Annotated in this window: 24 protein-coding genes and 2 tRNA genes; 12 read left to right on the forward strand and 14 right to left on the reverse strand. The window is 61.1% G+C overall.

Annotation, left to right across the window (positions count from 1 at the left end):
- The first annotated feature begins 4 nt into the window (after positions 1-4).
- Positions 5-1,213 carry a type VI secretion system protein TssA gene (tssA, locus tag ACSQ3S_RS08065; protein WP_176655601.1) on the forward strand — a complete coding sequence of 403 codons (1,209 nt, stop codon included), beginning with the start codon at positions 5-7 and terminating at the stop codon, positions 1,211-1,213.
- Positions 1,214-1,233: 20 nt separating this feature from the next.
- On the opposite strand, the gene ACSQ3S_RS08070 is transcribed toward tssA, so the two are convergent.
- A complete protein-coding gene (locus ACSQ3S_RS08070; protein WP_353400289.1) occupies positions 1,234-1,356 on the reverse strand; it encodes a hypothetical protein in 123 nt (40 codons plus the stop codon).
- Positions 1,357-1,483: 127 nt separating this feature from the next.
- Complete coding sequence (locus ACSQ3S_RS08075; protein ID WP_176655602.1) at positions 1,484-1,936, reverse strand: hypothetical protein; 453 nt, start codon at positions 1,934-1,936, stop codon at positions 1,484-1,486.
- A gap of 220 nt (positions 1,937-2,156) precedes the next feature.
- Here ACSQ3S_RS08075 and ACSQ3S_RS08080 point away from each other — a divergent pair, with 220 nt between their 5' ends.
- On the forward strand, positions 2,157-2,375 hold the full coding sequence (locus ACSQ3S_RS08080; RefSeq protein ID WP_436142062.1) for a hypothetical protein: 219 nt from the start codon (positions 2,157-2,159) through the stop codon (positions 2,373-2,375).
- A gap of 12 nt (positions 2,376-2,387) precedes the next feature.
- Here ACSQ3S_RS08080 and ACSQ3S_RS08085 read toward each other — a convergent pair whose 3' ends face one another.
- The gene (locus tag ACSQ3S_RS08085) at positions 2,388-4,034 is read right to left on the reverse strand and encodes a methyl-accepting chemotaxis protein (protein WP_436142063.1); all 1,647 of its coding nucleotides are present in this window, start codon (positions 4,032-4,034) and stop codon (positions 2,388-2,390) included.
- Between the two features lie 366 nt (positions 4,035-4,400).
- On the opposite strand from ACSQ3S_RS08085, the gene ACSQ3S_RS08090 reads away from it, so the two are divergent.
- Positions 4,401-5,912: a cyclic nucleotide-binding domain-containing protein gene (locus ACSQ3S_RS08090; RefSeq protein WP_413448233.1), complete on the forward strand. Its 1,512-nt coding sequence runs from the start codon at positions 4,401-4,403 to the stop codon at positions 5,910-5,912.
- 18 nt (positions 5,913-5,930) lie between these two features.
- Here ACSQ3S_RS08090 and ACSQ3S_RS08095 read toward each other — a convergent pair whose 3' ends face one another.
- The 6 genes from ACSQ3S_RS08095 to ACSQ3S_RS08120 all read right to left on the reverse strand — a co-directional run bounded on the left by ACSQ3S_RS08095 (position 5,931) and on the right by ACSQ3S_RS08120 (position 10,144).
- Positions 5,931-6,515: a BrnA antitoxin family protein gene (locus ACSQ3S_RS08095; protein ID WP_436142064.1), complete on the reverse strand. Its 585-nt coding sequence runs from the start codon at positions 6,513-6,515 to the stop codon at positions 5,931-5,933.
- On the reverse strand, positions 6,496-6,768 hold the full coding sequence (locus ACSQ3S_RS08100) for a BrnT family toxin (RefSeq protein ID WP_176655675.1): 273 nt from the start codon (positions 6,766-6,768) through the stop codon (positions 6,496-6,498). Before ACSQ3S_RS08100 ends, ACSQ3S_RS08095 begins: the two co-directional genes overlap by 20 nt.
- A gap of 184 nt (positions 6,769-6,952) precedes the next feature.
- Positions 6,953-7,028: transfer RNA gene (locus ACSQ3S_RS08105), tRNA-His, on the reverse strand.
- A gap of 114 nt (positions 7,029-7,142) precedes the next feature.
- Positions 7,143-7,982, reverse strand: coding sequence for a glutamate racemase (gene murI / locus ACSQ3S_RS08110; protein WP_436142065.1), 840 nt, complete (start codon positions 7,980-7,982; stop codon positions 7,143-7,145).
- Positions 7,982-9,511 (reverse strand): fumarate hydratase, encoded by a 1,530-nt coding sequence (locus ACSQ3S_RS08115; protein WP_176655607.1) that lies wholly within the window; start codon positions 9,509-9,511, stop codon positions 7,982-7,984. Before ACSQ3S_RS08115 ends, murI begins: the two co-directional genes overlap by 1 nt.
- Positions 9,512-9,526: 15 nt before the next feature.
- Positions 9,527-10,144 carry a YqhA family protein gene (locus ACSQ3S_RS08120; RefSeq protein WP_436142066.1) on the reverse strand — a complete coding sequence of 206 codons (618 nt, stop codon included), beginning with the start codon at positions 10,142-10,144 and terminating at the stop codon, positions 9,527-9,529.
- Between the two features lie 215 nt (positions 10,145-10,359).
- On the opposite strand from ACSQ3S_RS08120, the gene acs reads away from it, so the two are divergent.
- Together acs and ACSQ3S_RS08130 are read left to right on the forward strand one after the other, a co-directional pair.
- A complete protein-coding gene (acs, locus tag ACSQ3S_RS08125) occupies positions 10,360-12,348 on the forward strand; it encodes an acetate--CoA ligase (protein WP_353400305.1) in 1,989 nt (662 codons plus the stop codon).
- Between the two features lie 203 nt (positions 12,349-12,551).
- Positions 12,552-12,642: transfer RNA gene (locus tag ACSQ3S_RS08130), tRNA-Ser, on the forward strand.
- Positions 12,643-13,002: 360 nt separating this feature from the next.
- Here ACSQ3S_RS08130 and ACSQ3S_RS08135 read toward each other — a convergent pair.
- The gene (locus ACSQ3S_RS08135; RefSeq protein WP_413448228.1) at positions 13,003-13,404 is read right to left on the reverse strand and encodes a winged helix-turn-helix transcriptional regulator; all 402 of its coding nucleotides are present in this window, start codon (positions 13,402-13,404) and stop codon (positions 13,003-13,005) included.
- A gap of 122 nt (positions 13,405-13,526) precedes the next feature.
- Here ACSQ3S_RS08135 and ACSQ3S_RS08140 point away from each other — a divergent pair, with 122 nt between their 5' ends.
- Positions 13,527-14,261, forward strand: coding sequence for an SDR family NAD(P)-dependent oxidoreductase (locus ACSQ3S_RS08140; protein WP_436142067.1), 735 nt, complete (start codon positions 13,527-13,529; stop codon positions 14,259-14,261).
- A gap of 71 nt (positions 14,262-14,332) precedes the next feature.
- Positions 14,333-14,935, forward strand: a complete 603-nt coding sequence (locus tag ACSQ3S_RS08145; RefSeq protein WP_436142068.1) for an NADPH-dependent F420 reductase — start codon at positions 14,333-14,335, stop codon at positions 14,933-14,935.
- A 12-nt stretch (positions 14,936-14,947) separates the two neighbouring features.
- On the opposite strand, the gene ACSQ3S_RS08150 is transcribed toward ACSQ3S_RS08145, so the two are convergent.
- Positions 14,948-15,397 (reverse strand): winged helix-turn-helix transcriptional regulator, encoded by a 450-nt coding sequence (locus tag ACSQ3S_RS08150; RefSeq protein ID WP_176655613.1) that lies wholly within the window; start codon positions 15,395-15,397, stop codon positions 14,948-14,950.
- A gap of 139 nt (positions 15,398-15,536) precedes the next feature.
- Between ACSQ3S_RS08150 and ACSQ3S_RS08155 the strand changes: the two genes are divergently transcribed.
- The 4 genes from ACSQ3S_RS08155 to ACSQ3S_RS08170 are packed head-to-tail and all read left to right on the forward strand — an operon-like array spanning position 15,537 to position 18,779.
- Positions 15,537-16,172, forward strand: coding sequence for an NADPH-dependent F420 reductase (locus ACSQ3S_RS08155; protein WP_436142069.1), 636 nt, complete (start codon positions 15,537-15,539; stop codon positions 16,170-16,172).
- 48 nt (positions 16,173-16,220) lie between these two features.
- Positions 16,221-17,159, forward strand: a complete 939-nt coding sequence (locus tag ACSQ3S_RS08160; RefSeq protein ID WP_436142070.1) for an SDR family oxidoreductase — start codon at positions 16,221-16,223, stop codon at positions 17,157-17,159.
- Between the two features lie 31 nt (positions 17,160-17,190).
- Entirely contained in the window at positions 17,191-17,814 is a 624-nt protein-coding gene (locus tag ACSQ3S_RS08165; protein WP_436142071.1) for an NADPH-dependent F420 reductase, read from the forward strand.
- A 5-nt stretch (positions 17,815-17,819) separates the two neighbouring features.
- Positions 17,820-18,779, forward strand: coding sequence for an NAD(P)/FAD-dependent oxidoreductase (locus tag ACSQ3S_RS08170; protein WP_436142072.1), 960 nt, complete (start codon positions 17,820-17,822; stop codon positions 18,777-18,779).
- On the opposite strand, the gene udk is transcribed toward ACSQ3S_RS08170, so the two are convergent.
- Both udk and ACSQ3S_RS08180 read right to left on the reverse strand, forming a co-directional pair.
- Positions 18,754-19,395, reverse strand: a complete 642-nt coding sequence (gene udk, locus ACSQ3S_RS08175; RefSeq protein ID WP_176655617.1) for a uridine kinase — start codon at positions 19,393-19,395, stop codon at positions 18,754-18,756. The genes ACSQ3S_RS08170 and udk overlap by 26 nt on opposite strands.
- A gap of 83 nt (positions 19,396-19,478) precedes the next feature.
- The gene (locus ACSQ3S_RS08180) at positions 19,479-19,847 is read right to left on the reverse strand and encodes a VOC family protein (RefSeq protein ID WP_436142073.1); all 369 of its coding nucleotides are present in this window, start codon (positions 19,845-19,847) and stop codon (positions 19,479-19,481) included.
- Positions 19,848-19,901: 54 nt separating this feature from the next.
- Here ACSQ3S_RS08180 and ACSQ3S_RS08185 point away from each other — a divergent pair, with 54 nt between their 5' ends.
- Positions 19,902-20,363: a MarR family winged helix-turn-helix transcriptional regulator gene (locus ACSQ3S_RS08185; protein WP_436142074.1), complete on the forward strand. Its 462-nt coding sequence runs from the start codon at positions 19,902-19,904 to the stop codon at positions 20,361-20,363.
- An 8-nt stretch (positions 20,364-20,371) separates the two neighbouring features.
- Here ACSQ3S_RS08185 and ACSQ3S_RS08190 read toward each other — a convergent pair whose 3' ends face one another.
- A complete protein-coding gene (locus ACSQ3S_RS08190; protein WP_176655620.1) occupies positions 20,372-20,917 on the reverse strand; it encodes a TetR/AcrR family transcriptional regulator in 546 nt (181 codons plus the stop codon).
- Positions 20,918-20,986 lie beyond the last annotated feature (69 nt).

Consider the following 20,986-nt stretch of genomic DNA (forward strand, 5'->3'; position numbering starts at 1 on the left):
GCGTATGGCGACCATCAAGAACAATCTGCGCAACCTTGTGGACAAGGCGCGCTCCCTGATTTCCGACGACAAGACACCCAGTTTCCCGACCCCGATAGCCCCTATGAACGCACCGAGCCTGCCGATACCGCTTTCTTTGATGAGCATGGAAAACCAGCAGGAGCTGGAGCTGCTGCTGAAGCCCATCACCGAGGACATGCCTTGCGGCCCGGCGCTGCGCTACGATCCGATCTTTACCGAGATCCGCCTGGCGCGCGAGGAGGACGATCCCAGCCTGCCGATGGGGCAGTGGGAGCGGCCGCTGAAGAAGGCCGATTGGCCGCTGATCGAAGCGCGCTGCAAGACCATGCTGACGACGCGCTCCAAGGATTTGCAGATCGCCGCCTGGCTGCTGGAATCGTGGACGCGCCAGTACGGCATCGACGGCCTGTACCGGGGCCTGAGCCTGGTCGACCGCATGCTGCGCCAGTACTGGGAGCCGTTGCATCCGGTGATACAGGACGGCGACGCCGACGCCCGCATCGCGCCGCTGGAGTGGCTCAACGCGTCGTTCTCGACGACGGTGCGGGTGAACATGCCGATCCTGAAGATCGCCACCCGCAAGCCGCCGGCGCAAACGCTGTCGGACTGGGACCGCATGACCGCGCGCGAACTGGCGGGCCACGCGATGGAACCGGGCGATGACGGCGAACCGCAGCTGACGCGGATCGAAGTGATCACTTACGCACACCAGCGGCTGGGCCGCGAGCTGGCCAACCGGCAACAGGTGATGCAGCGCTGCCTGAATTGCCTGGAAACCATGTTGGCTTTTGTCGACCTGCAACTGGGGTCGCAGGCGCCGAATCTGTCTAAACTGAAGGGGACGCTGGTGGCGGTGGAACGCGTGCTGCAGCAATTGATCCCCGAGCAAAAAGGTGAGGAAATGGCGACAGAGGAAGAGACAGGCAACTACGAAGAAACGTCGGGGATGGCGGAGGGGCTGGCGCCGCCGGTGGCGCTGATGTCCGGCTGGAAGAACCGCGACGAAGCCTATGCCGCGCTGGGCGCGATCGCCGATTATTTAAGCCTGGTGGAACCGCACAGTCCGACGCCGTATCTGCTGCGCCGTGCCGTCAACTGGGGGCGCATGCCGCTGCCCGAGCTGATGGCCGAGATTATCCGGGAAGAGGGCGACCTGAACCGCCTGGTGAATATGCTGGGCCTGAAGGAATAAGACTACTCTAGCGTAGTTGCTTAGCGCAGCTGATACACAGCGGCAACAGGCGACATCACGTTTTCCGAGCACAGCTCGTAGGTCGATGCGCAGGCAAGGCTGAGCAACAGTGCGCCGAATGCGATATGGAGATAGCGTGCCATGACAAACTCCCGGATTGAGATTGGACTGACCATGCGATCAGAATAATCCGGGAAATGTCGGACGGGCATCAGCAAAAAGTCCGACAAAATGTAGGACAACTGCCCGTCTCTATCTTTTTGCCAACTTTTACTTGGTTTTCCAGACGACGATAGCGCCTTCCGGCGCGGTGTCCGTTGCGTTCGACACTTCCAGCCAGTGTTGCAGGCGTTCCGGCTGCTTCAGTTGGATGCCCCGGCCGTCGATGATGCCGACTTGCTCGACAAACTTGGAGTCCAGCTTGGCCTTGGACACGGTCGGCGCGCCGGCCACCATGCGGTCGTAGGCCTTGCGGGCCTTGTTTTCCCACTTGTGCAGGCTGCTGTCGTCGAAGCGGTTGGCTTCGAAGTAGACGGTGAGCGACCCGTCCGGGTTGCCGTAGCCGACGATGCCGGCACCCTTGCGGATGGCGGCGGAGTTGTTCAGGTCGTACAGGTCGGTGGGCACGAACACGGCGGCGCGGCCGTCGGTGTCGGGACGGCCGACCGGCGTGTCCTTGCTGTAGGTGCTGACTTCGTAGAGAGGGGTCTTTTCTTCGGACATGGCAGTATTCTGAGTGGGCTGATCTTTGCATGCGCATGCAAACGTTATCATTGTAGCGTTAATCCAGTTCCCGTGGGCAACAGGCGGCGGCAAAATATTGTAACTTCAAGTGCCGTTGTACCCAGGGCACGACCTGATCCATATCAAGCCGTGCGCCGCACGATAGCGGCGCAGTCCTCGCAGTAGGCCTATGATAGCTGGATGGCGACGGGAGGCGAAAATGGCTACCAATTCCGAAAACGGCTCGGATCTTCGGTTTGTGCTGGTGGAAATCGGCAAACTCACCAGCAGTGTCGAGCGGCTGATCAGCGACGTGAAGTCGATGGGCGAGAAGGTGGACGAATTGCGCCACCAGGTCACCTTCGTACGCGGCGGCTTGTACGTCATCAGCGGCATCCTGGCCGTCGGCGCCTACTTCCTTGCTGCGCTGTACCGATAAAGCAGCGGCCGCCTATGCCGTCAAGACAGGACGCTTCCCAGCCAAAGCAAGTCTTGGCTTGGCGGCCGGAGCCCGGCGGTTGTTTGTCGGGATGGCGGGCCGGGTGGCGTTTTTCGCCGCGACCTTGAACACGCCGACCACCTCCGTCAGGCAGCTGGCCTGATCTTGCAGCGATGCCGCGGCAGCGGCGGCCTGTTCCACCAATGCGGCGTTTTGCTGTGTCACCTCATCCATTTGGACTATCGCCTGGTTGATCTGCTCGATACCGGCCGTTTGCTCGTTGCCGGCGGCCGTGATTTCTTCCATGATGTCGGTCACGTTCTTGACACTGTCGACGATGGTGCGCATCGCCGACCCCGCCTGGTCGACCAGTCTGGCGCCTATCTCGACCTTTTCAACCGAGTCGCCGATCAGGGTCTTGATTTCCTTGGCGGCTGCGGCGGAGCGTTGCGCCAGGTTGCGCACTTCAGAGGCAACGACGGCGAAACCTCGGCCTTGCTCGCCAGCCCTGGCCGCCTCCACCGCCGCGTTCAAGGCCAGGATATTGGTCTGGAACGCGATGCCGTCGATGACCGCGATGATGTCGACGATTTTCCGCGACGACGCATTGATCTCACCCATCGTATCGACCACTTGCGCCACAATGCTGCCGCCTTGCTGCGCCACGGTGGAGGCGGAGATGGCAAGCTGGTTGGCATGATGGGAGTTGTCCGAATTCTGCTTGACGGTCGAGGTCAGTTCTTCCATGGCCGAGGCGGTTTCCTCCAGCGAACTGGCTTGCTGTTCGGTCCGCGTCGACAGGTCCAGATTGCCGCTGGCAATCTGACTGGAGGCGGTGGCGATGGCGTCGGTGGAGACCCGTATTTCGCCTACCGTTTGCGCCAGATTGCGCTGCATGGTCTGCATTGAAAACAACAAGCTGTGCGTGTCGCCGCTGCTGGTGTCGACGGTCACGGTCAGGTCGCCGGCGGCAATGCTGCGCACGATCTGCGACGCGTATTTCGGCTCCCCGCCGAGTTGATGATAAACCTCGCGGATCAGGAAAACCCCGGACGCCGCGCCGACCAGCGTGCCCAGGACAATTGCACCCAGAACGATGGCGCGCATCACGCCGTAGCGTTCTTTCGATCCCTCGTATTCGTTCCTTGCCTCGTCAACTTGCAGCTTGCGCAGGGCATTGATGCCATCCGTTACGGCAGGGATCAACGATTGCAGCTGCGCCGATAATTGCGCCGCCGCTTCAGGCTGGCCAGCTTTCAGTGCAGCGACCGCCGGCAGCATTTTTTCGGTGGTCATTCTCTTCCTGTCGATAGCGAACTTGTCGGCGATTTCTTTCTCCTTTGGCGTGAGGGTGGTAGCCATGTAGCTATCCCACGTGCTGACGATCTCCGCGATGTTTTTCTCAATTTGATCAGTTCTTGTCTTGATCGCCGCTGCGTCGGTTTGCCGAAGAGCCTCCGCCAAATTCAGCCGATTGCTGACCAGGAGGCGGTCTATGCGCGAGACCTGCTCCAACGCCATGGTGCGGTCCTCGTAGACGGACTTCAGGCCATCGTTGGACTGGCTCATTCCGTATACGCCCAGCGCACCGATGAAGATGGAAATGAGAGAAAGGAAAGCGATCAGGGTGCTCAAGCGAGCTTTAAGTGTCATATTCATTTTTTTTCCCGATATGTTCTGGGCCGTGCCCGTTACTTGTGGAATCAATGTGAGGGTCTCATGACGTACGTCCGACAGCGGGGTGGGGCTGCGGTGAAATTTGCGCAAATTCAGTGTGAGGCCAGGGATGGCGGCAAACTCAATCTTGATGCAACAACGGGGGCAGGGTTGTGATCAGTTCGCAAAATCTAGTGCTGCGAGGAAATTCTGATTTTGAGCATACGCCGTAAATCGACTTGGTGCGACATCAAGTGAAAAAAGCGTTGTTTTTGGCTGAAAGCGTCCGGCCTGCGTGCCGTTGTTGTTTCACATTGCGCATGGAAGAGTTCACAATACATGCAGGCAAGCAACGGACGAGGAACCAAGATGCTGACGATTGATGGCCCCTGGATCAATCCATGGCACGCCGGTCTGGTCGGCGCTGTCCTCCTCAGCAGCATGATCCAACTGCTGCTGACCCGCTCCGATCCGGACAGCCAGCACATGTTCCGCAATAATTTGCTGTTCGGCGGCCTGTGCCTGCTGCTCAGCTTGTCCTCCAAGCTGATGCTGGACATGGACCAGCGCCAGGCCGCCAGCCTGCTCGAGAGCGCCTCCGTGCTCGGCTTCGGGCTGCTGCTGATACGCATCCTGGGCCTGACCGCGTTCCGCGCGCTGCTGCCGGCCCTGCGCATGCACCCGCCGCGCATCATGGAAGACATCCTGCTGGTGATCACCTATATCGTCTGGGGGTTGGTGTGGCTGCGCGTGGTCGGGCTGGACTTGAGCGGACTGGTCACCACGTCGGCGGTCATCACCGGCGTGGTCGCCTTTTCGATGCAGGAAACGCTGGGCAATATCCTGGGCGGGCTGGCCCTGCAGCTCGACAATTCCGTGCGCATCGGCGACTGGATCAAGATCGACGACGTGCGCGGCAAGGTGGTGGAAGTCCATTGGCGCCACACGGCCGTGCGCACCAACAACGGCAACCTGATCGTCATCCCCAACAGCGTGCTGATGAAGTCGAAAGTGGACGTCTACAGCCGGGAGAGCAAGCCGGAGTTCCGGCGCTGGGTGAATTTCTGGGTGGAGGATGGGGTGCCGCCGCAGCAAGTCATCGCCACCGTCCAGACTGCCTTGCGCCAGACGCATATCGAGTACATCTCGGCGGAGCGGCCGCCCGAATGCATCGTCACCGACTACCGCGAAGGCTTGATACAGTACGCGGTGCGCTACTGGCTCACCAATCCGGGCCACGACGACGGCACCGATTCCGCCGTGCGCATCCATTTCTACAGCGCCTTGCAGCGGCAGAATCTTTCATTGGCCCATCCTTGCATGGACGTACGACTGAATGCGGATTCGGAACGGCGCTCGAGCGTGCGGCTGCTGGCGGAAATGGATATCCGCAAGAAGGCACTGAGCAAGGTCGCGCTGTTTTCCGGTCTTACCGAAGAGGAGTTGGCCAAGCTGGCCAAGGCGCTGCGCAACACGCCGTTTATCAAGGACGACATCATCACCCGCCAGGGCGCGGTGGCGCATTGGCTGTATCTGCTGGTCAACGGCGAGGCCGACGTCTGGTTCGAATCCGAAGGGAAGGAGCGCATCTGGTGCGCCACGCTCAAGGCCGGCGATGTGTTCGGCGAGATAGGCTTGCTGACCGGCGCGCCGCGCGGCGCCACGGTCACCGCCAGGACCGATGCGCTGTGCTATCGGCTGGACAAGGAGAACTTTGAAAACATCCTGCACGACCGTCCGGAGCTTGCTGACGAATTCGCCCATGTGCTCAGCGACCGCAATCAGGTGCTGGACGCCATCCGCAGCGATCATCCAGAACCAGTGCAAGTACAACAGGCCAACTATTTGGCGAGCATACGGCGGTTTTTCAGGTTGCACTGAGACGCGGTCGTATGTCGGTTAGATGATGATCGGCAGATTGTCTACCATGGCGTTGCCCATATCCACTGTGTAGACTTCACCGCGTGCTGCCTCTTCGCGGCCGGTAGCTAGCAGATGTTGCTTCACCTTTTCTTGGGCGTGCACAGCATTCCGTGCCACGACCAGGAATTCATCCAGTTTGCTTTGCTCTTTCCCGGCAGCTTGCACCGTGGCGTGGAATCGGTGGCTCAGCTGATGTGTCTCGACCAGGTACTGCAACAGCACATCGTTGATGCGGGTCTGCCAACCATCTCCCAGCGCCTTGAATGAGTCCAGTACAACGTTGTCAAAGCGGATGCTGGTAGGCACTTTGGTCACGTCCAGTGTTGGCCGACCGCGCGGACGACGCGCTGGCTTGAGTTTGGCCAATTCTGCGTCGGTCATTGGCGGATTGTCCGGGTCGGCTAGGGCGGCCTTGGTGATCGCGGCGTCCTCTTCCTCCGTAGGCATGACGAGCGCAAGCGCTTTGGCTTTGCGCGCCACCGCGCGCCTCCTATCCTCGTCCAGTTGCGGTACCCTCTCTGCTGGCGCCGCCTCTTTCTCGTTAGTGGTTCGCTTCGACATAACTCTTCACCTCTCTGGCATTTGCTTTTCGTAGACTGATAATCCTTCGTCCATCTTCGCGGTCTACATATACCACGCAGTAAAGCCTATCTCCGATGGCACCGAAGGCTCTATACCTGTCCTCGCCGTAATCCTCTCTGTCGTCCTGTTCCTCTATCGCGGTATCCCAGTCGATGTCGATCGCATCTGCCAACGAAACGCCATGTTTCTGTTGGTTAGTGCGGTCTTTGTCGGGGTCAAAAGTGATCTGCACGTGATTAATTGTATATACGAAAAATACGTTGATCAAGTATTTTTCGTATATACGATAATCATTTGGGAGAACGGTGGTTTGCGCTACGGCAGCGAAAATAAAAAAAGCCAGCTATAAGCTGGCTGTTTTCATCACTGTGTGAAACAAATCAACATCTGTAACTATTTGATTTGTTGGTGTCTTTTGGGGTGGCTGATGGGGCTCGAACCCACGACAACAGGAATCACAATCCTGGACTCTACCAACTGAGCTACAGCCACCACTGATTTACTTCTCTCTGCCTAGTGTTTCGTAGACAGGTGCCGAATTATACAAGCCAGTTTTGAATCCTGCAAATCTAAATGCAAAGTTTCTCTTCAAAAAGCCTACTTTGCTTAAACAGCAACCTTTTCCACTGGTGGGTGCAGTCCCAGCAGGCTGGCGAAGGCTGGCGCCAGGGCGCTGACGTCGGCCGTGGTGTAGCCGCGCAGCGTGGCGGCGGGTTCGCCGACGGCAGGGGCAGGGCGCAGCAGCTTGGCCGCGTCCAGCAGCCGCACCAGCTGGCGGGCGACTGCGTCACCGGTATCGATCAGGACCACATCCTGGCGGCCGTGGTCGCGCAGCACGCGTTCGATGCCGGTCTGGACGAAGGGATAGTGGGTGCAGCCGAGCACCAGCGTGTCGGCGCCTTGCTCCAGCAGCGGGGCGACGTATTTTTCCAGCATCGAATCGATCACCGGCGTTTGCAGGTCGCCCAGCTCGATCTGGTCGACCAGGCCGACGGCAGGCTGCAGCAGGAACTCGGCCTTGCTGGCCGCGCTGATCTGCTCGCGCAGTTGCAGGAATTTCTCGCCCTTGAGGGTGCGCGCCGTCGCCAGCACGCCGACCTTGCCGTTGCGCGTGGCCGCCGCAGCCGGCTTCAGGCCCGGCTCGACGCCGACCACCGGCAGATCCGGATAGCGCGCCCGCACCGCCTTGATGGCGGCCACGGTGGCGGTGTTGCAGGCGACCACCAGCGCCTTGGCGCCGCGCTCCAGCAGGAAGGCGGCAATCGCCAGCGAGCGGTCGACTACGTATTGTTCGGTTTTTTCGCCGTACGGCGCATGGCCGGAATCGGCGAAGTAGATCAGGTCTTCATTCGGCAGCTGCGCGCGGATGTGGCGCAGCACCGAAAGCCCGCCCACGCCGGAGTCGAACACACCGATCGGGCTGCCGGGGGAGCGGGCTGTTTGCATCAGGCAGTCACGACAGGAACGTTCAGCTGCTCGATGCGGGCTTTCCATTCCGCAGGGCCGGTGTTGTGCACCGACGTGCCGGCGGCGTCCACGGCCACGGTGACCGGCATGTCGACCACGTCGAACTCGTAGATCGCTTCCATGCCCATGTCCGCGAAGCCCAGCACCTTGGCGCCCTTGATCGCCTTCGACACCAGGTAGGCGGAACCGCCGACGGCCATCAGGTAGGCCGACTTGTGCTTCTGGATCGACTCGATGGCGACCGGGCCGCGCTCGGCCTTGCCGATCATCGCGATCAGGCCGGTTTTCTCCAGCATCATGTCGGTGAACTTGTCCATGCGGGTGGCGGTGGTCGGGCCGGCTGGGCCCACCACTTCGTCACGCACCGGATCGACCGGGCCGACGTAGTAGATCACGCGGTTCTTGAAGTCGACCGGCAGTTCCTCGCCCTTGGCCAGCATGTCCTGGATGCGCTTGTGCGCGGCGTCGCGGCCGGTCAGCATTTTGCCGTTCAGCAGCAGGGTCTGGCCCGGCTTCCACGAGGCCACTTCTTCCTTGGTCAGCGTGTTCAGATCGACGCGCTTGGATTTCTCGGTGTCCGGCGCCCAGCTGACGTCAGGCCAGGTCGACAGTGGAGGCGGGGTCATATAGGCAGGACCGGAGCCGTCCAGCACGAAGTGGCCGTGGCGGGTGGCGGCGCAGTTCGGGATCATCGCGACCGGCTTGGATGCTGCGTGGGTCGGGTAGGTCATGATCTTCACGTCCAGCACGGTGGTCAGGCCGCCCAGGCCTTGCGCGCCGATGCCCAGCGCGTTGATGCGGTCGCACAGTTCGATACGCAGTTCTTCCAGCTTGTTCTGCGGGCCGCGCTGCTTCAGCTCGTACATGTCGATGTCTTCCATCAGCACTTCCTTCGCCATCAGCATCGCCTTCTCGGCGGTGCCGCCGATGCCGATGCCCAGCATGCCTGGCGGGCACCAGCCGGCGCCCATGGTCGGCACGGTTTTCAGCACCCAGTCGATCAGCGAATCGGATGGATTCATCATGATCATCTTGGACTTGTTTTCCGAGCCGCCGCCTTTGGCCGCGACCTTGACGTCGACGGTGTTGCCTTCGACCAGTTCCATGTGGACCACGGCTGGCGTGTTGTCCTTGGTGTTCTTGCGGTCGAAGTGCGGGTCGGCCACGATGGAGGCGCGCAGCTTGTTGTCGTCGAAGTTGTATGCACGGCGCACGCCTTCGTTGACGGCGTCGGTGACGGTGCCGGTGAAGCCTTCAAAGCGCACGCCCATGCCGATCTTCAGGAAGACGTTGACGATGCCGGTGTCCTGGCAGATCGGGCGCTTGCCTTCCGCGCACATGCGCGAGTTGGTCAGGATCTGCGCGATCGCGTCCTTGGCGGCAGGGCTTTGCTCGTGCTCGTAGGCGCGCGCCAGGTGCTCGATGTAGTCGGCAGGGTGGTAGTAGCTGATGTACTGGAGCGCGGCGGCAACGGATTCGATCAGGTCTTCTTGCTTTATGATGGTCATGATGTTCTCGCGTGGTTAATGGGATTCGTTGTGGGTCAGCGTGGTGATGCGGTCGGTGTAGGAGATCGCCAGGGCCGACAAAAGGAAGACGACGTGGATCACGGTTTGTGCGATCAGTGTTTGCGGGTCGTAGACGGCTGCATTGATGAAGGTCTTCAGCAAGTGGATGGACGAAATGCCGATGATCGCCATCGCCAGCTTGGTCTTCAGCACGGAGGCGTTCACGTGCGACAGCCACTCTGGTTGATCGGGATGAGAGTCCAGGTTCATGCGGGAGATAAAAGTCTCGTAGCCGCCGATGATCACCATGACCAGCAGATTGGAAATCATGACCACGTCGATCAGGCCGAGCACGACCAGCATGATGGTGGTTTCGGTCAGCTTGGCCGGCGCGTGGGCGGCTGCTGCCGCGGCTTCGGGCGTCGGCGCGTGCACGGCGACCGCTTCGAGGATGTGCTGCAGCGAGGCTTCGTTGCCCATCACGGCGCCGATCAGGTCCTTGAGCTCGACCCAGAAATGGAATACGTAGACGCACTGCGCCAGGATCAAGCCCAGGTACAACGGCAACTGCAGCCAGCGCGTCATGAAGATAAAGGCGGGCAGCGGGCGCAGTTTCTGTTTTGGCTCAATCATTACGGCGGAACTCCTTTATATTATGACTGGCGACATTTTACACGTGCTGCTCAGCAATCGCATCGGCGTGTTGATACTGCGTACGGTCGATGAAATATTGGTAAAATTGCCTAGAGCGCCACATCCTCCGCCGGGGACCGCCAATCTGTAAGGGCTCAGTAAGCGATAAAGTTTAAGTTAATGCCAAACGATTACAACACTGGATGGAGACAAGCATGAGCAGCACTACAACCCAACAAGGACCGCAGGAATCCCGCATCTTCGAACCCCCGGCAGCGTTTGTAGCCCAAGCCACCGTGGCCGGCATGGACGCCTACAACGCCTTGTGCGCGGAGGCGGAGGCCGATTACGAAGGCTTCTGGTCGCGCCTGGCGAAGGAAAACCTGGTATGGCAAAAGCCGTTCACCAAGACCCTGAACGAAGACAACGCGCCGTTCTACAAATGGTTTGAAGACGGCCACCTGAACGTGTCGTACAACTGCCTGGACCGCAATCTGCAGAATGGCAACGCCGACAAGACCGCGATCATCTTCGAGGCGGACGACGGCAAGTCGGTCAACGTCAGCTACAAGGAATTGCACGAGAAGGTCTGCAAGTTCGCCAACGGTTTGAAATCACGCGGCATCAAGAAGGGTGACCGCGTCATCATCTACATGTCGATGTCGGTTGAAGGCGTGGCCGCGATGCAGGCTTGTGCGCGCATCGGCGCCACGCACTCGGTGGTGTTTGGCGGCTTCTCCGCCAAGTCGCTGCAGGAGCGCATCATCGACGCCGGCGCGGTGGCCGTGATCACCGCCGACGAGCAAATGCGCGGCGGCAAACACCTGCCGCTGAAAGCCATCGTCGACGAAGCGCTGGCGCTGGGCGGCTGCGACACCATCAAGGACGTGATCGTCTACAAACGCACCGGCGGCAACATCGCCTTCAAGGAAGGCCGCGACATCTGGCTGCACGACCTGGTTGCCAGCCAATCGGCCGAGTGCGAGCCGGAGTGGGTGGATGCCGAGCATCCGCTGTTCATCCTGTACACGTCGGGCTCGACCGGCACCCCGAAAGGCGTGCAGCATTCGAGCGGCGGCTATCTGCTGTGGGCCGCGCTGACGATGAAGTGGTCGTTCGACATCAAGCCGACCGACGTGTACTGGTGCACGGCCGACATCGGCTGGGTGACGGGCCACAGCTACATCGCCTACGGTCCGACGGCGGTGGGCGCGACGCAGGTGGTATTCGAAGGCATCCCGACGTTCCCGAACGCCGGCCGCTTCTGGGAGACCATCGCCAAGCACAAGGTCAGCATCTTCTACACCGCGCCGACGGCGATCCGTTCGCTGATCAAGGCGTCGGATGTGGATCCGAAGGTGCATCCGAAGAATTACGATTTGTCGTCGCTGCGTTTGCTGGGCACGGTCGGCGAGCCGATCAATCCGGAAGCGTGGATGTGGTATTACACCCAGGTGGGCGGCGAGAAGTGCCCGATCGTCGATACCTTCTGGCAGACCGAGACCGGCGGCCACATGATCACGCCGCTGCCGGGCGCGACGCCGATGGTGCCGGGTTCGTGCACCTTGCCGCTGCCGGGCATCATGACCGCGATTGTCGATGAGGCCGGTGTGGATGTGCCGAACGGGCAGGGCGGTATTCTGGTGGTCAAGCGTCCTTGGCCTTCGATGATCCGTACCATCTGGAATAACCCGGACCGGTTCAAGGCTAGCTACTTCCCTGAGGAGCTGGGCGGCAAGATGTACCTGGCGGGCGACGGCGCGATCCGCAACAAGGATACGGGTTACTTCACCATCACGGGCCGTATCGATGACGTGCTGAACGTGTCGGGTCACCGCATGGGCACGATGGAGATCGAGTCGGCGCTGGTGGCCAATCCGCTGGTGGCTGAGGCCGCGGTGGTGGGCAAGCCGGATGAGACGACTGGTGAGTCGATCTGCGCGTTCGTGGTGCTGAAGCAGGCGCGTCCGACTGGAGATGAGGCCAAGAAGCTGGCGCTGGAGCTGCGCAATTGGGTGGCCAAGGAGATTGGTCCGATCGCCAAGCCGAAGGAGATCCGGTTTGGAGATAACCTGCCGAAGACGCGTTCGGGCAAGATCATGCGGCGTTTGCTGCGGGTGTTGGCCAAGGGCGAGGTAATTACGCAGGATGTGTCGACCCTGGAGAATCCGGCGATTCTGGAGCAGTTGAAGGAAGCGTCCTAACAGCGCACAGACGTCATAACCACCCGCATGCGTCTAACCCACTCACGTCATTCCCGCGAAAGCGGGAATCCATGCTGAGTTTGCTTTGGCGGCGCCTTTGAGCTCCGCGTAGATGCGGGCAATAGGCCGGAGAGGCAAATAATGTTGGTACTCTCTGGAATCTTTGCTATAATTCGCGGCTTCTCCGAGAGGGGAAGGATGCAGGAGAGGTGGATGAGTGGTTGAAGTCGCACGCCTGGAAAGCGTGTATAGGTTCATAGCCTATCGGGGGTTCGAATCCCCCTCTCTCCGCCAAGGACACAAAAGCGAAAGGCCACCCTCGGGTGGCCTTTTCGTTTTTGTGCCTTGGCGGAGAGAAGCAAGCCCCCTGCGGGGCTTGCGTGGGGAATTCGAAGGCATCGCCCCTACCGGGGCGAGCCTCTCCGAATCGTCCGTTTGCCACCGCGAAGCGGTGGCGCGCCGGAGGCGCCGCGCGCAGCGCAAAAATTCCCTAAGGAACTATTCCCCTAACCATTGCCAGATTGCCGGAACTACCCTTCATGGGCGCTTGGATAATCAGGATATAAAGTACCCTGATGGAAAACAATTTTCCACACACCACCTGCATCCCTCCTGAGCGCAGCGAGCACCGAGTCGAGATCGGTGTGCATCATTTCATTCCTCCGTCTGGGCATCCGGATAGCGCAAAGTGTCGCGCTTGGCGAACAGGCTCGCCATTTCCTCCATGTGCTCGTTTCCCCAGGTGCACAGCGGGACGATCGCCTCGGCCAAGCTGCGACCGAGCGGGGTCAGCGTGTAGTCCACGCGAGGCGGCACTTCCTTGTAATCATTCCGCGCCAGCACGTGATCGGCCTCCAGATCCTTCAATTGCTGGATCAGCACCTTGTCGCTGACGCCCTGGGTCAGGCGTTTGAGCTCGCCGTAGCGCTTCGGGCCGTCGCGCAGGAAAAACAGGATCAGCGGTTTCCACTTGCCCGAGATGATGCGGAGCGTGGCGTCGAGCCCGCAGGAGAAGCCGCCGGTACCGCAGGTTTCGTGAGTCGTCATGGTCGTCATTGCCGTCGTTGTTAGGGTACTTACCAAAAAGTGCATACTTGTCCTTAGGTTAGCATGGGACTATATTGGGGTCAAGGAAGCAAATCCCTGCTTCCTTAAAACTGCAAGGAAAGACGCACATCATGACCAGACTGAATGGAAAGACCGCCGTGATCACCGGCGGCGCTACCGGCATCGGCCGCGCTGCGGCAAAGCGCTTCATCGAGGAGGGCGCCTTTGTGTTCATCTTCGGCCGCCGGCAGGAAGCGCTCGATGCTGCTGTGGCTGAGCTCGGGCCCAATGCCCGCACGGTAAAGGGCTCGGTCTCCGATGAGGCCGACCTCGACCGACTCTACGCCGCGGTGAAGGCCGAGCGTGGAACCCTCGACATCGTCTTCGCCAATGCCGGAGCGGGAAGCCAGCTTGCGCTCGGCAAGATCACCGCCGAGCACATTGACGAAACCTTCGACACCAATGTGAAGGGTACGATCTTCACAGTCCAGAAGGCGCTGCCGTTGATGGGCGAGGGCGGTTCGATCATCCTGACCGGATCGAGCGCGGGCACCACGGGCGCCCCGGGCATGAGCGCCTACAGCGCGAGCAAGGCGGCGGTGCGCAACCTCGCGCGGACCTGGGCGGAGGACCTGAAGGGCACCGGCATCCGGGTCAACGTGCTGTCGCCCGGGGCGACAGCGACCGAACTCGCGAAGGAAGCGCTGGGCGAGGAGGGGCAGAAGTTCTTCGCGTCGTTGACTCCGCTCCAGCGCATGGCCGATCCGTCGGAGATCGGGGCTGCTGCTGCCTTCCTCGCGTCGTCGGACAGCAGCTTCATGACCGCCAGCGAGGTCGCCGTCGATGGCGGCCTGGCGCAACTCTGACCCGCTACGCCCTGCCGTCACTCCATTCGATAGTCGGAGCCGGCAGGGCGTGCCAAACCCAAGGAAAATATATGAGCTACGCAATTATCGGCTTCGGCAAGCTCGGCCAGGCTCTGGCCAAGGCGTTTGCCCGAAGCGGCATCGAAGTATCCGTTGCAACCACGCGCGACCCGGCAAGCTTCGCTTCCGCTGCGGCCGCGATCGGCCCCAGGATCATTCCCAAAACACTGGCGGAAGCCGTCAAGGCGGACATCGTCTTTTTGGCTGTCCGTTTCGAGTCGCACAGGGAGGTCGCGAAGGCGCTGCCCACCTGGGCCGGAAAGACCATCATCGATGTGACCAATGCCTATGGCGTGCCGCCTGAGGAACTGGGAGGACAGCCTTCTTCCGCCAAGGTCGTCGCGCAGGCCTTCACTGGTGGAAGACTGGTGAAAGGCTTCAACCATTTGGTCGCTGCCGTCCTTGAGCAAGATCCGTCCGTAAATGGTGGCAGGCGAGTCGTGTTCCTGGCGAGCGACGATGACGGCGCGGCGGCGGAGGTTGCTGCGCTTGCGGAAAAACTTGGTTTCGCGCCGATCAAACTGGGCGGCCTTGCGGAAGGTGGACTGCTTGTGCAGGCGCGCGGAAATAGCTGGGGTCAACTGATCTTCAAGGACCTGGTCAAGTTCGACTGATCGCGGCCCTGATTATTCTTTGCCGTTAGGGAATAGACATCCGCCGTTGCGGACCAATGTCTTCACCTCTTCGCTCACCTGCATGGGGTTTTGACTGATACGCGCAACGAAGTCCTTGAGGGGCCGCACGTACGATTTCGCATCGTACTGCGCGCTCCAAAGGACGATGTTGAGCACGATGGGAATGAGGTCCAGACCCTTCTCGGTCAGCGTGTAGAAGTCCTTGCGTCCGTCGGGGCTGGGCGCCTTCAACAGAATCCCTTGCCCTTCAAGAAAGGACAGGCGGGAAGCAAGGACGTTGGTCGCGATTTTCTCCTCCGATTTCAGGAACTCGCCATACGTCTTCTTGCCGGCAAAAACGATGTCGCGAATGATCAACAGCGACCACCGGTCGCCGAACATCTCGACTCCGTAGTTCACCGCGCAATGGGACCGAAGGTCATCTTTACTCGTCGTTTTCATAGGCCGATTTTAACATCACTTGCTCGGCGCAAGTAAAATTTAGGAATTTCACTTGCTTTTTACAAGTGAAATGACTAGCATGACCTGCATGTTGAACGCGGTCACCGGATCGCGCCGGCCACCAGCAAGGGAAATTTACATGAGCACCATCAGCATCATCGGATCAGGCGGCATGGCTGCGGCGATCGCCGGCCTTGCCGCCAAGGCCGGGCACGGCGTCGAGGTGATGAGTCGCGACGCCGCCAAGGCGCGGGCGCTGGCCGAGCAGGTCGGCGCCGGCGCGACGACTGGCATGTTCGGCGCCGTCCCGGCGGGCGATATCGTCATCTTGGCGGTTCCGTACTCCGCCGTGCTGGACGTGGTGAAGCACTACGGTGACAAGCTGGCGGGCAAGCTTCTGGTCGACATCACCAACCCCGTCGCCGCCGACCTCACAAGCTTTGTGACGCCTGACGACAGTTTCGGTGCGCAGGAGATCGACAAGGCCTCTCCCGCCGATGCGGTGATCGTCAAGGCGTTCAACACCCTGTTCTCTCACATCCTGGCTGCCGGTTCATTTCAGGGCCGTCCGTTGGACGTGTTCATCGCCGGAGACGATGCACAGGCGAAGGCACGCGTGGCGGCGTTCATCGGGAGCCTTGGGCTACGCCCGATGGATGCCGGGCCGCTGCCGATGGCGCGGATGTTGGAGCACGTTTGCCTGCTGTCGTTGGGGCTGCTCGCTCACTCCATCAAGCACACCAACTTTTCAATCGGCGTCAGCCTTCCCGGCTGAGCCTACCCGCAGCACTACTTTTTCATATCACTTACAAGGAATAGCAATATGCGCGTTTTCGTTACTGGAGGAACCGGCCATATCGGTTCGTATATCATCCCCGAGCTGGTCGCGGCCGGACACGAAGTTACCGGTCTTGCCCGCTCGGACAAGGCCGCGGATGCGGTGGCCGCACTTGGCGCCAAGGTGCGGTGCGGGGATATTTCCGACCTCGAGGGACTCAAGGCGGCGGCGGCCGACTCCGACGGTGTCATTCATGTCGCGCACAGGCAAGACCTGCTTCCCTCCGGCGGAATAGACGCCGTGGCCGCTGCGGAACTCCAGATCATGCTCGCGTACGGCGAAGCGCTGGCTGGAAGCGGCAAGCCGCTGGTCGTGTCGGGGAGCATAGGCGCGCCCGGGTGGGAAAAGCTGGGCCGACCAGCCACCGAGGAAGACCCGTCACTTCCCGGCGGCGATGCGTACAAGGGAACCTTGCGGGTTCGTAATGCCGTGGAGCTCGCCGTCATCGGCCTCGCGGAGCGGGGCGTGCGGTCGTCGATCGTGCGGATTCCTACTATCGCCCACAGCACGACCGACGTCGCCTTTCTTCCATTGTTGATCGGGCTGGCGAAGGAAAAGGGCGTCATCGGTTACCCGGGGGAAGGCGCGAACCTGTGGCCGGCCGTGCACGCCCGTGACCTCGCCGTCTTATTCCGCCTGGCGCTAGAGAAGGGCGAGGCTGGCAAATATTGGCACGGCGTCGAGAGTGAGGGCATCCCGTTCCGCGCCATCGCCGAGGCCATTGGCCGTCGCCTGGGCGTGCCGGCCGTAAGCATACCTGCGGACGTGCTGATGTTGCCGGGGTACTTTGGCTTCCTGGCAAGCCTGGTCACGCTCGATCTACCGGCGTCCAACCTCATCACCCGGCAGGTCCTGGGCTGGGAACCCACTCAGCCTGACCTGTTCGCCGACATGGATAACGGCCATTATTTTCCTGTCGCCTGACCTGCATGCGACTAACTTACGAGGTAACAATATGAGCACTACAATCAGCATCATCGGTGGGGGTGGCATGGCCACCGCAATTGCGGGTCGTACCATCAAGGCCGGGCATACAGTCGAGGTGATGGTCCGCGACCAGTCCAAGGCGCAGGCGTTTGCCGACAAGCTTGGCGCTGGCGCGACCATCGGGACGTACGGCGCAGCACCAAAGGGCGACATCGTCATCCTCGCCGTGCCATATGGCAGTGCGGCGTCGGTGGTGGCCGATTTCGGGGCGACGCTAGTCGGCAAGGTGATCATCGACATCACCAATCCGTTCGCGCCCGATCTCTCCGGCCTGGCGACCCGCAACGGCAGTTCCGGTGCGCAGGAGACGGCCAAAGGCCTCCCCGCCGGCGCGCATGTCGTGAAGGCATTCAACACCCTGTTCGGCCACGTCCTCGCGCGGGGCGGGCGTCTCGATGCGTTCTTCGCAGGTGACGATGCCGAGGCCAAGGCACGCGTCTCGGGCTTCCTCGACAGTCTGGGGCTGCGTCCGCTGGATGTCGGCAGCCTGCAGATGGCGCAGACGCTCGAATCGCTCGGCCTGCTGATGATCAGTCTGGCGAAAAATGGCGCGGGCACCTTCAACATCGCCATGCGCGTCGATATCGGCTGACTTCGATGAGCACACAAGAGAACGTCCAGCGGGTCGACTGCCTCGTCATCGGCGGCGGTCCCGCTGGACTGACGGCCGCGCTCTACCTGGCGCGCTTCCGGCTGAGCGTCCAGGTCATCGACCGGGGCGCGGGACGGGCCGCATCGATCCCGCTGACGAGGAACTACCCGGGCTTCCCCGACGGCATCAGCGGCCGCGACCTCGTCGAGCGCATCAGGACGCAGGCGGTCCGTTACGGCGCCCGGATCGCCACTGTGGAAGTGGCGACGGTGGAGCGATCCGGCGACGTGTTCCAATGCCGTGCGGGGAACGGCCTGATGATCGAGGCTTCGGCGGTGATCATAGCCACGGGCATACGCGACGTGCGCCCACCCATCGACGAAAGCCTTCACGACGCCGCGCTCGCGGCCGGGCTGATCCGCTACTGCCCAATCTGCGACGGCCTGGAGGTGACCGGCCGGCGGGTCGCGGTGATCGGCCGTGGCGCCCACGGTGCCCGCGAGGCGAAGTTCGTCCGCAGCTATGCAGACGACGTGACGCTCCTGGCGTGGGACGGTGCGACCGACCTCGACGCCGCGCAGCGGGCCGATCTGTCGCGGTCGGGCATCGCGGTGGTCGACAGGGCGGTGACCAGTGCGCGCATGCTCGACGGCCAGCTGGTTCTTGCCACTGATGGCGGGGAGTTGGCCTTCGACGCGGTTTATCCTGCGTTGGGCGCGAAAGTCGCCTCCGGCATCGCGCAGGGCTTGGGGGCCAGGGTAAATGGGAACGGCTACCTCGTCGTCGACGAACACCAGCGGACAGACGTCCCGGGCTTGTACGCTGTTGGCGACGTCGTGGCCGGCCTGAACCAGATCAGCCGCGCGACCGGACAGGCCGCGACGGCCGCTACCGTGCTACGCAATGACCTCTTCGCCGATCCGGCTCGCGCCGATAAAATCAGGGCCGCTTCAACTGGCCGATAACGCTCGCCACCTTGGTGGTGATCATATCGACTGCCGGGCCATTGGCGCCATGCGGAATAATGACATCGGCGTAGCGCTTGGTTGGCTCGATGAATTGCTTGTGCATCGGGCGCACGGTTTCCAGATACTGGCCGACGACGCTTTCCACTGAGCGGCCGCGCTCGGTAATATCCCTTTGCATGCGGCGGATGAAGCGGATGTCGGACGCGGTGTCGACAAAGATCTTCAGCGACATCATGTCGCGCAAGTCCGCGTCATACAAGGCAAACAGGCCTTCGATCACGATGACCGGGGCCGGCTTGACTGGAATGGTCCGGTTGGAACGGTTATCGATCGTGAAGTCGTACTCCGGCATCTCGATCGCTTCGCCGTTGCGCAAGGCCTGGACGTGCTGCACCAGCAGTGGCCAGTCGAAAGCCTGCGGATGGTCGTAATTCTGCTGGCGGCGGACTTCTGGGGTGAGGTGGGTTTGGTCGCAGTAGTAATCGTCCTGCATCACGACCGAGACCATGTCAGCGCCAAACGAAGCCAGCACTTGCTGGGACACTGTTGACTTGCCACTGCCGCTTCCGCCAGCGACACCAATGACAAATGGATTGAAAGAAATCTTGTTCATGCCGAATGATACCGGAACCGCGACCGAACCGACAGGGGCCGGCTGAATCCGCACCGCAAAGCCGACGTTTGTAAAGCGTGTGGTCAGCTCCGCGCCGTATGAAAGGTGATCGCGTAGCCATCGGGATCACCAGCGACGAAGAAGCGGCCAAAAGGACCGTCGGCGAGCGGGCTGAGGATCACGCCGCCCCGCTCGACAATCAGGTCGTGCAGCGCATCGGCGTCGGTGCACGCGAGCCAGAGCGCCATGCCGACACCGAGTGGCCCCGCTTCGGGCAGTGGGCGCAGAGGCTCTCGCAGCGCGAACGGGATAGGCTCCGTCTTGAAAATGACCGCTCCGGGAGGGCAGTGCGACGAGGCTTCGAAACCGAAAACCTCGATGTAGAACTTGCGGGACGCGGAGAGGTCGCGCACTTGCAAGGCGATGAAGTCTGGGCCGATTGGGGTTGTCATGCGAGCTCCTATTGAGTAATATAAGGGTCCTGATATTAATGTAAGGTCCCTGATATGTCAACGGCGAAAACAGTGCCTCGGAGCGGAGCCGACTGGATCGGCTACAACCTGAAGATCACGCAACACCGGCTGAGGCAACGACTGGATGCCGAACTCGCGCGGCTCGGCATCACGGCACCTCAGAACGCAGTCCTGCTTGCAGTCGCCGGCAATCCGCGCATCTCGAACGCCGAGTTGGCGCGCGCAGCGTTCGTGACGCCGCAGACCATGCAAGGAATCCTCGTCAATCTCGAACGCGGCGGCCTGATTACGCGGAGCCCGCATCCGGAGCATGGCCGGGTCATCATGACCGAGTTGACGAAGGCAGGCCAAAAGGCCGTCGCCGAGGGAGCGAAAGCAGCCGACGTGGTGGAACGCCAGATGCTATCTACGCTTTCAACTGAAGAGGCTCAGCTTCTTTGCCAACTACTCAAGCGCTGTGCCGCCGCGCTGGGCGACGAACCGTCTGGCGGCTAGCGGAGTGCTTATTCCGTCAAGATCGAGCTTGCGATGATATTGAAGAGACGCTCCGCGCGTGGCGCGGACGAAGGCTGATCGCCCAGCCACGCCAGCGCCGCAGCCAACGAGAACAAATCCTCTCCATCCATATCGGTGCGCGCCAGCCCCTCGGCCTGGGCGCGCACAAGAAGCCGTGTGCCGGCTGCACGCATCGTGACGCACGAAGCGTGCAGGGCGGAGTTTTCATCCTCCATGGCCGCCATCATTGCCGAGATAACGCCTTTGTAGTTGCGTGCGCATGCGACAACGTCGCGCAGCCATGCCACGAGCGCAACATCGATTCCTCCCGCAGTTTCCACTTCGCGTGCCTGGGCCGTCAGCTCGTCAAAGCTGGCGCGCAGCAAGGTTTCGAGCAGCGCCTCTCTCGTCGGGAAATGACGATACAGCGTGCCTAGCCCGACATCCGCCTTGCGCGCAATGTCGCGTAGCGAAGCGTCGGCTCCGTCAACGGTTACCACCGCGCGCGCAACGGCGAGTATGTGGTCATAATTTTTTTTTGCATCGGCCCGCATAGACTTCCTTGACAAGTGGAGCACTGCTCCGTATATTCTATTATATTCGGAGCGCTGCTCCGGTAATGA

This window comes from Duganella sp. LjRoot269, assembly GCF_964254095.1.
GTDB classification, from domain to species: Bacteria; Pseudomonadota; Gammaproteobacteria; order Burkholderiales; family Burkholderiaceae_D; genus Rugamonas; species Rugamonas hordei.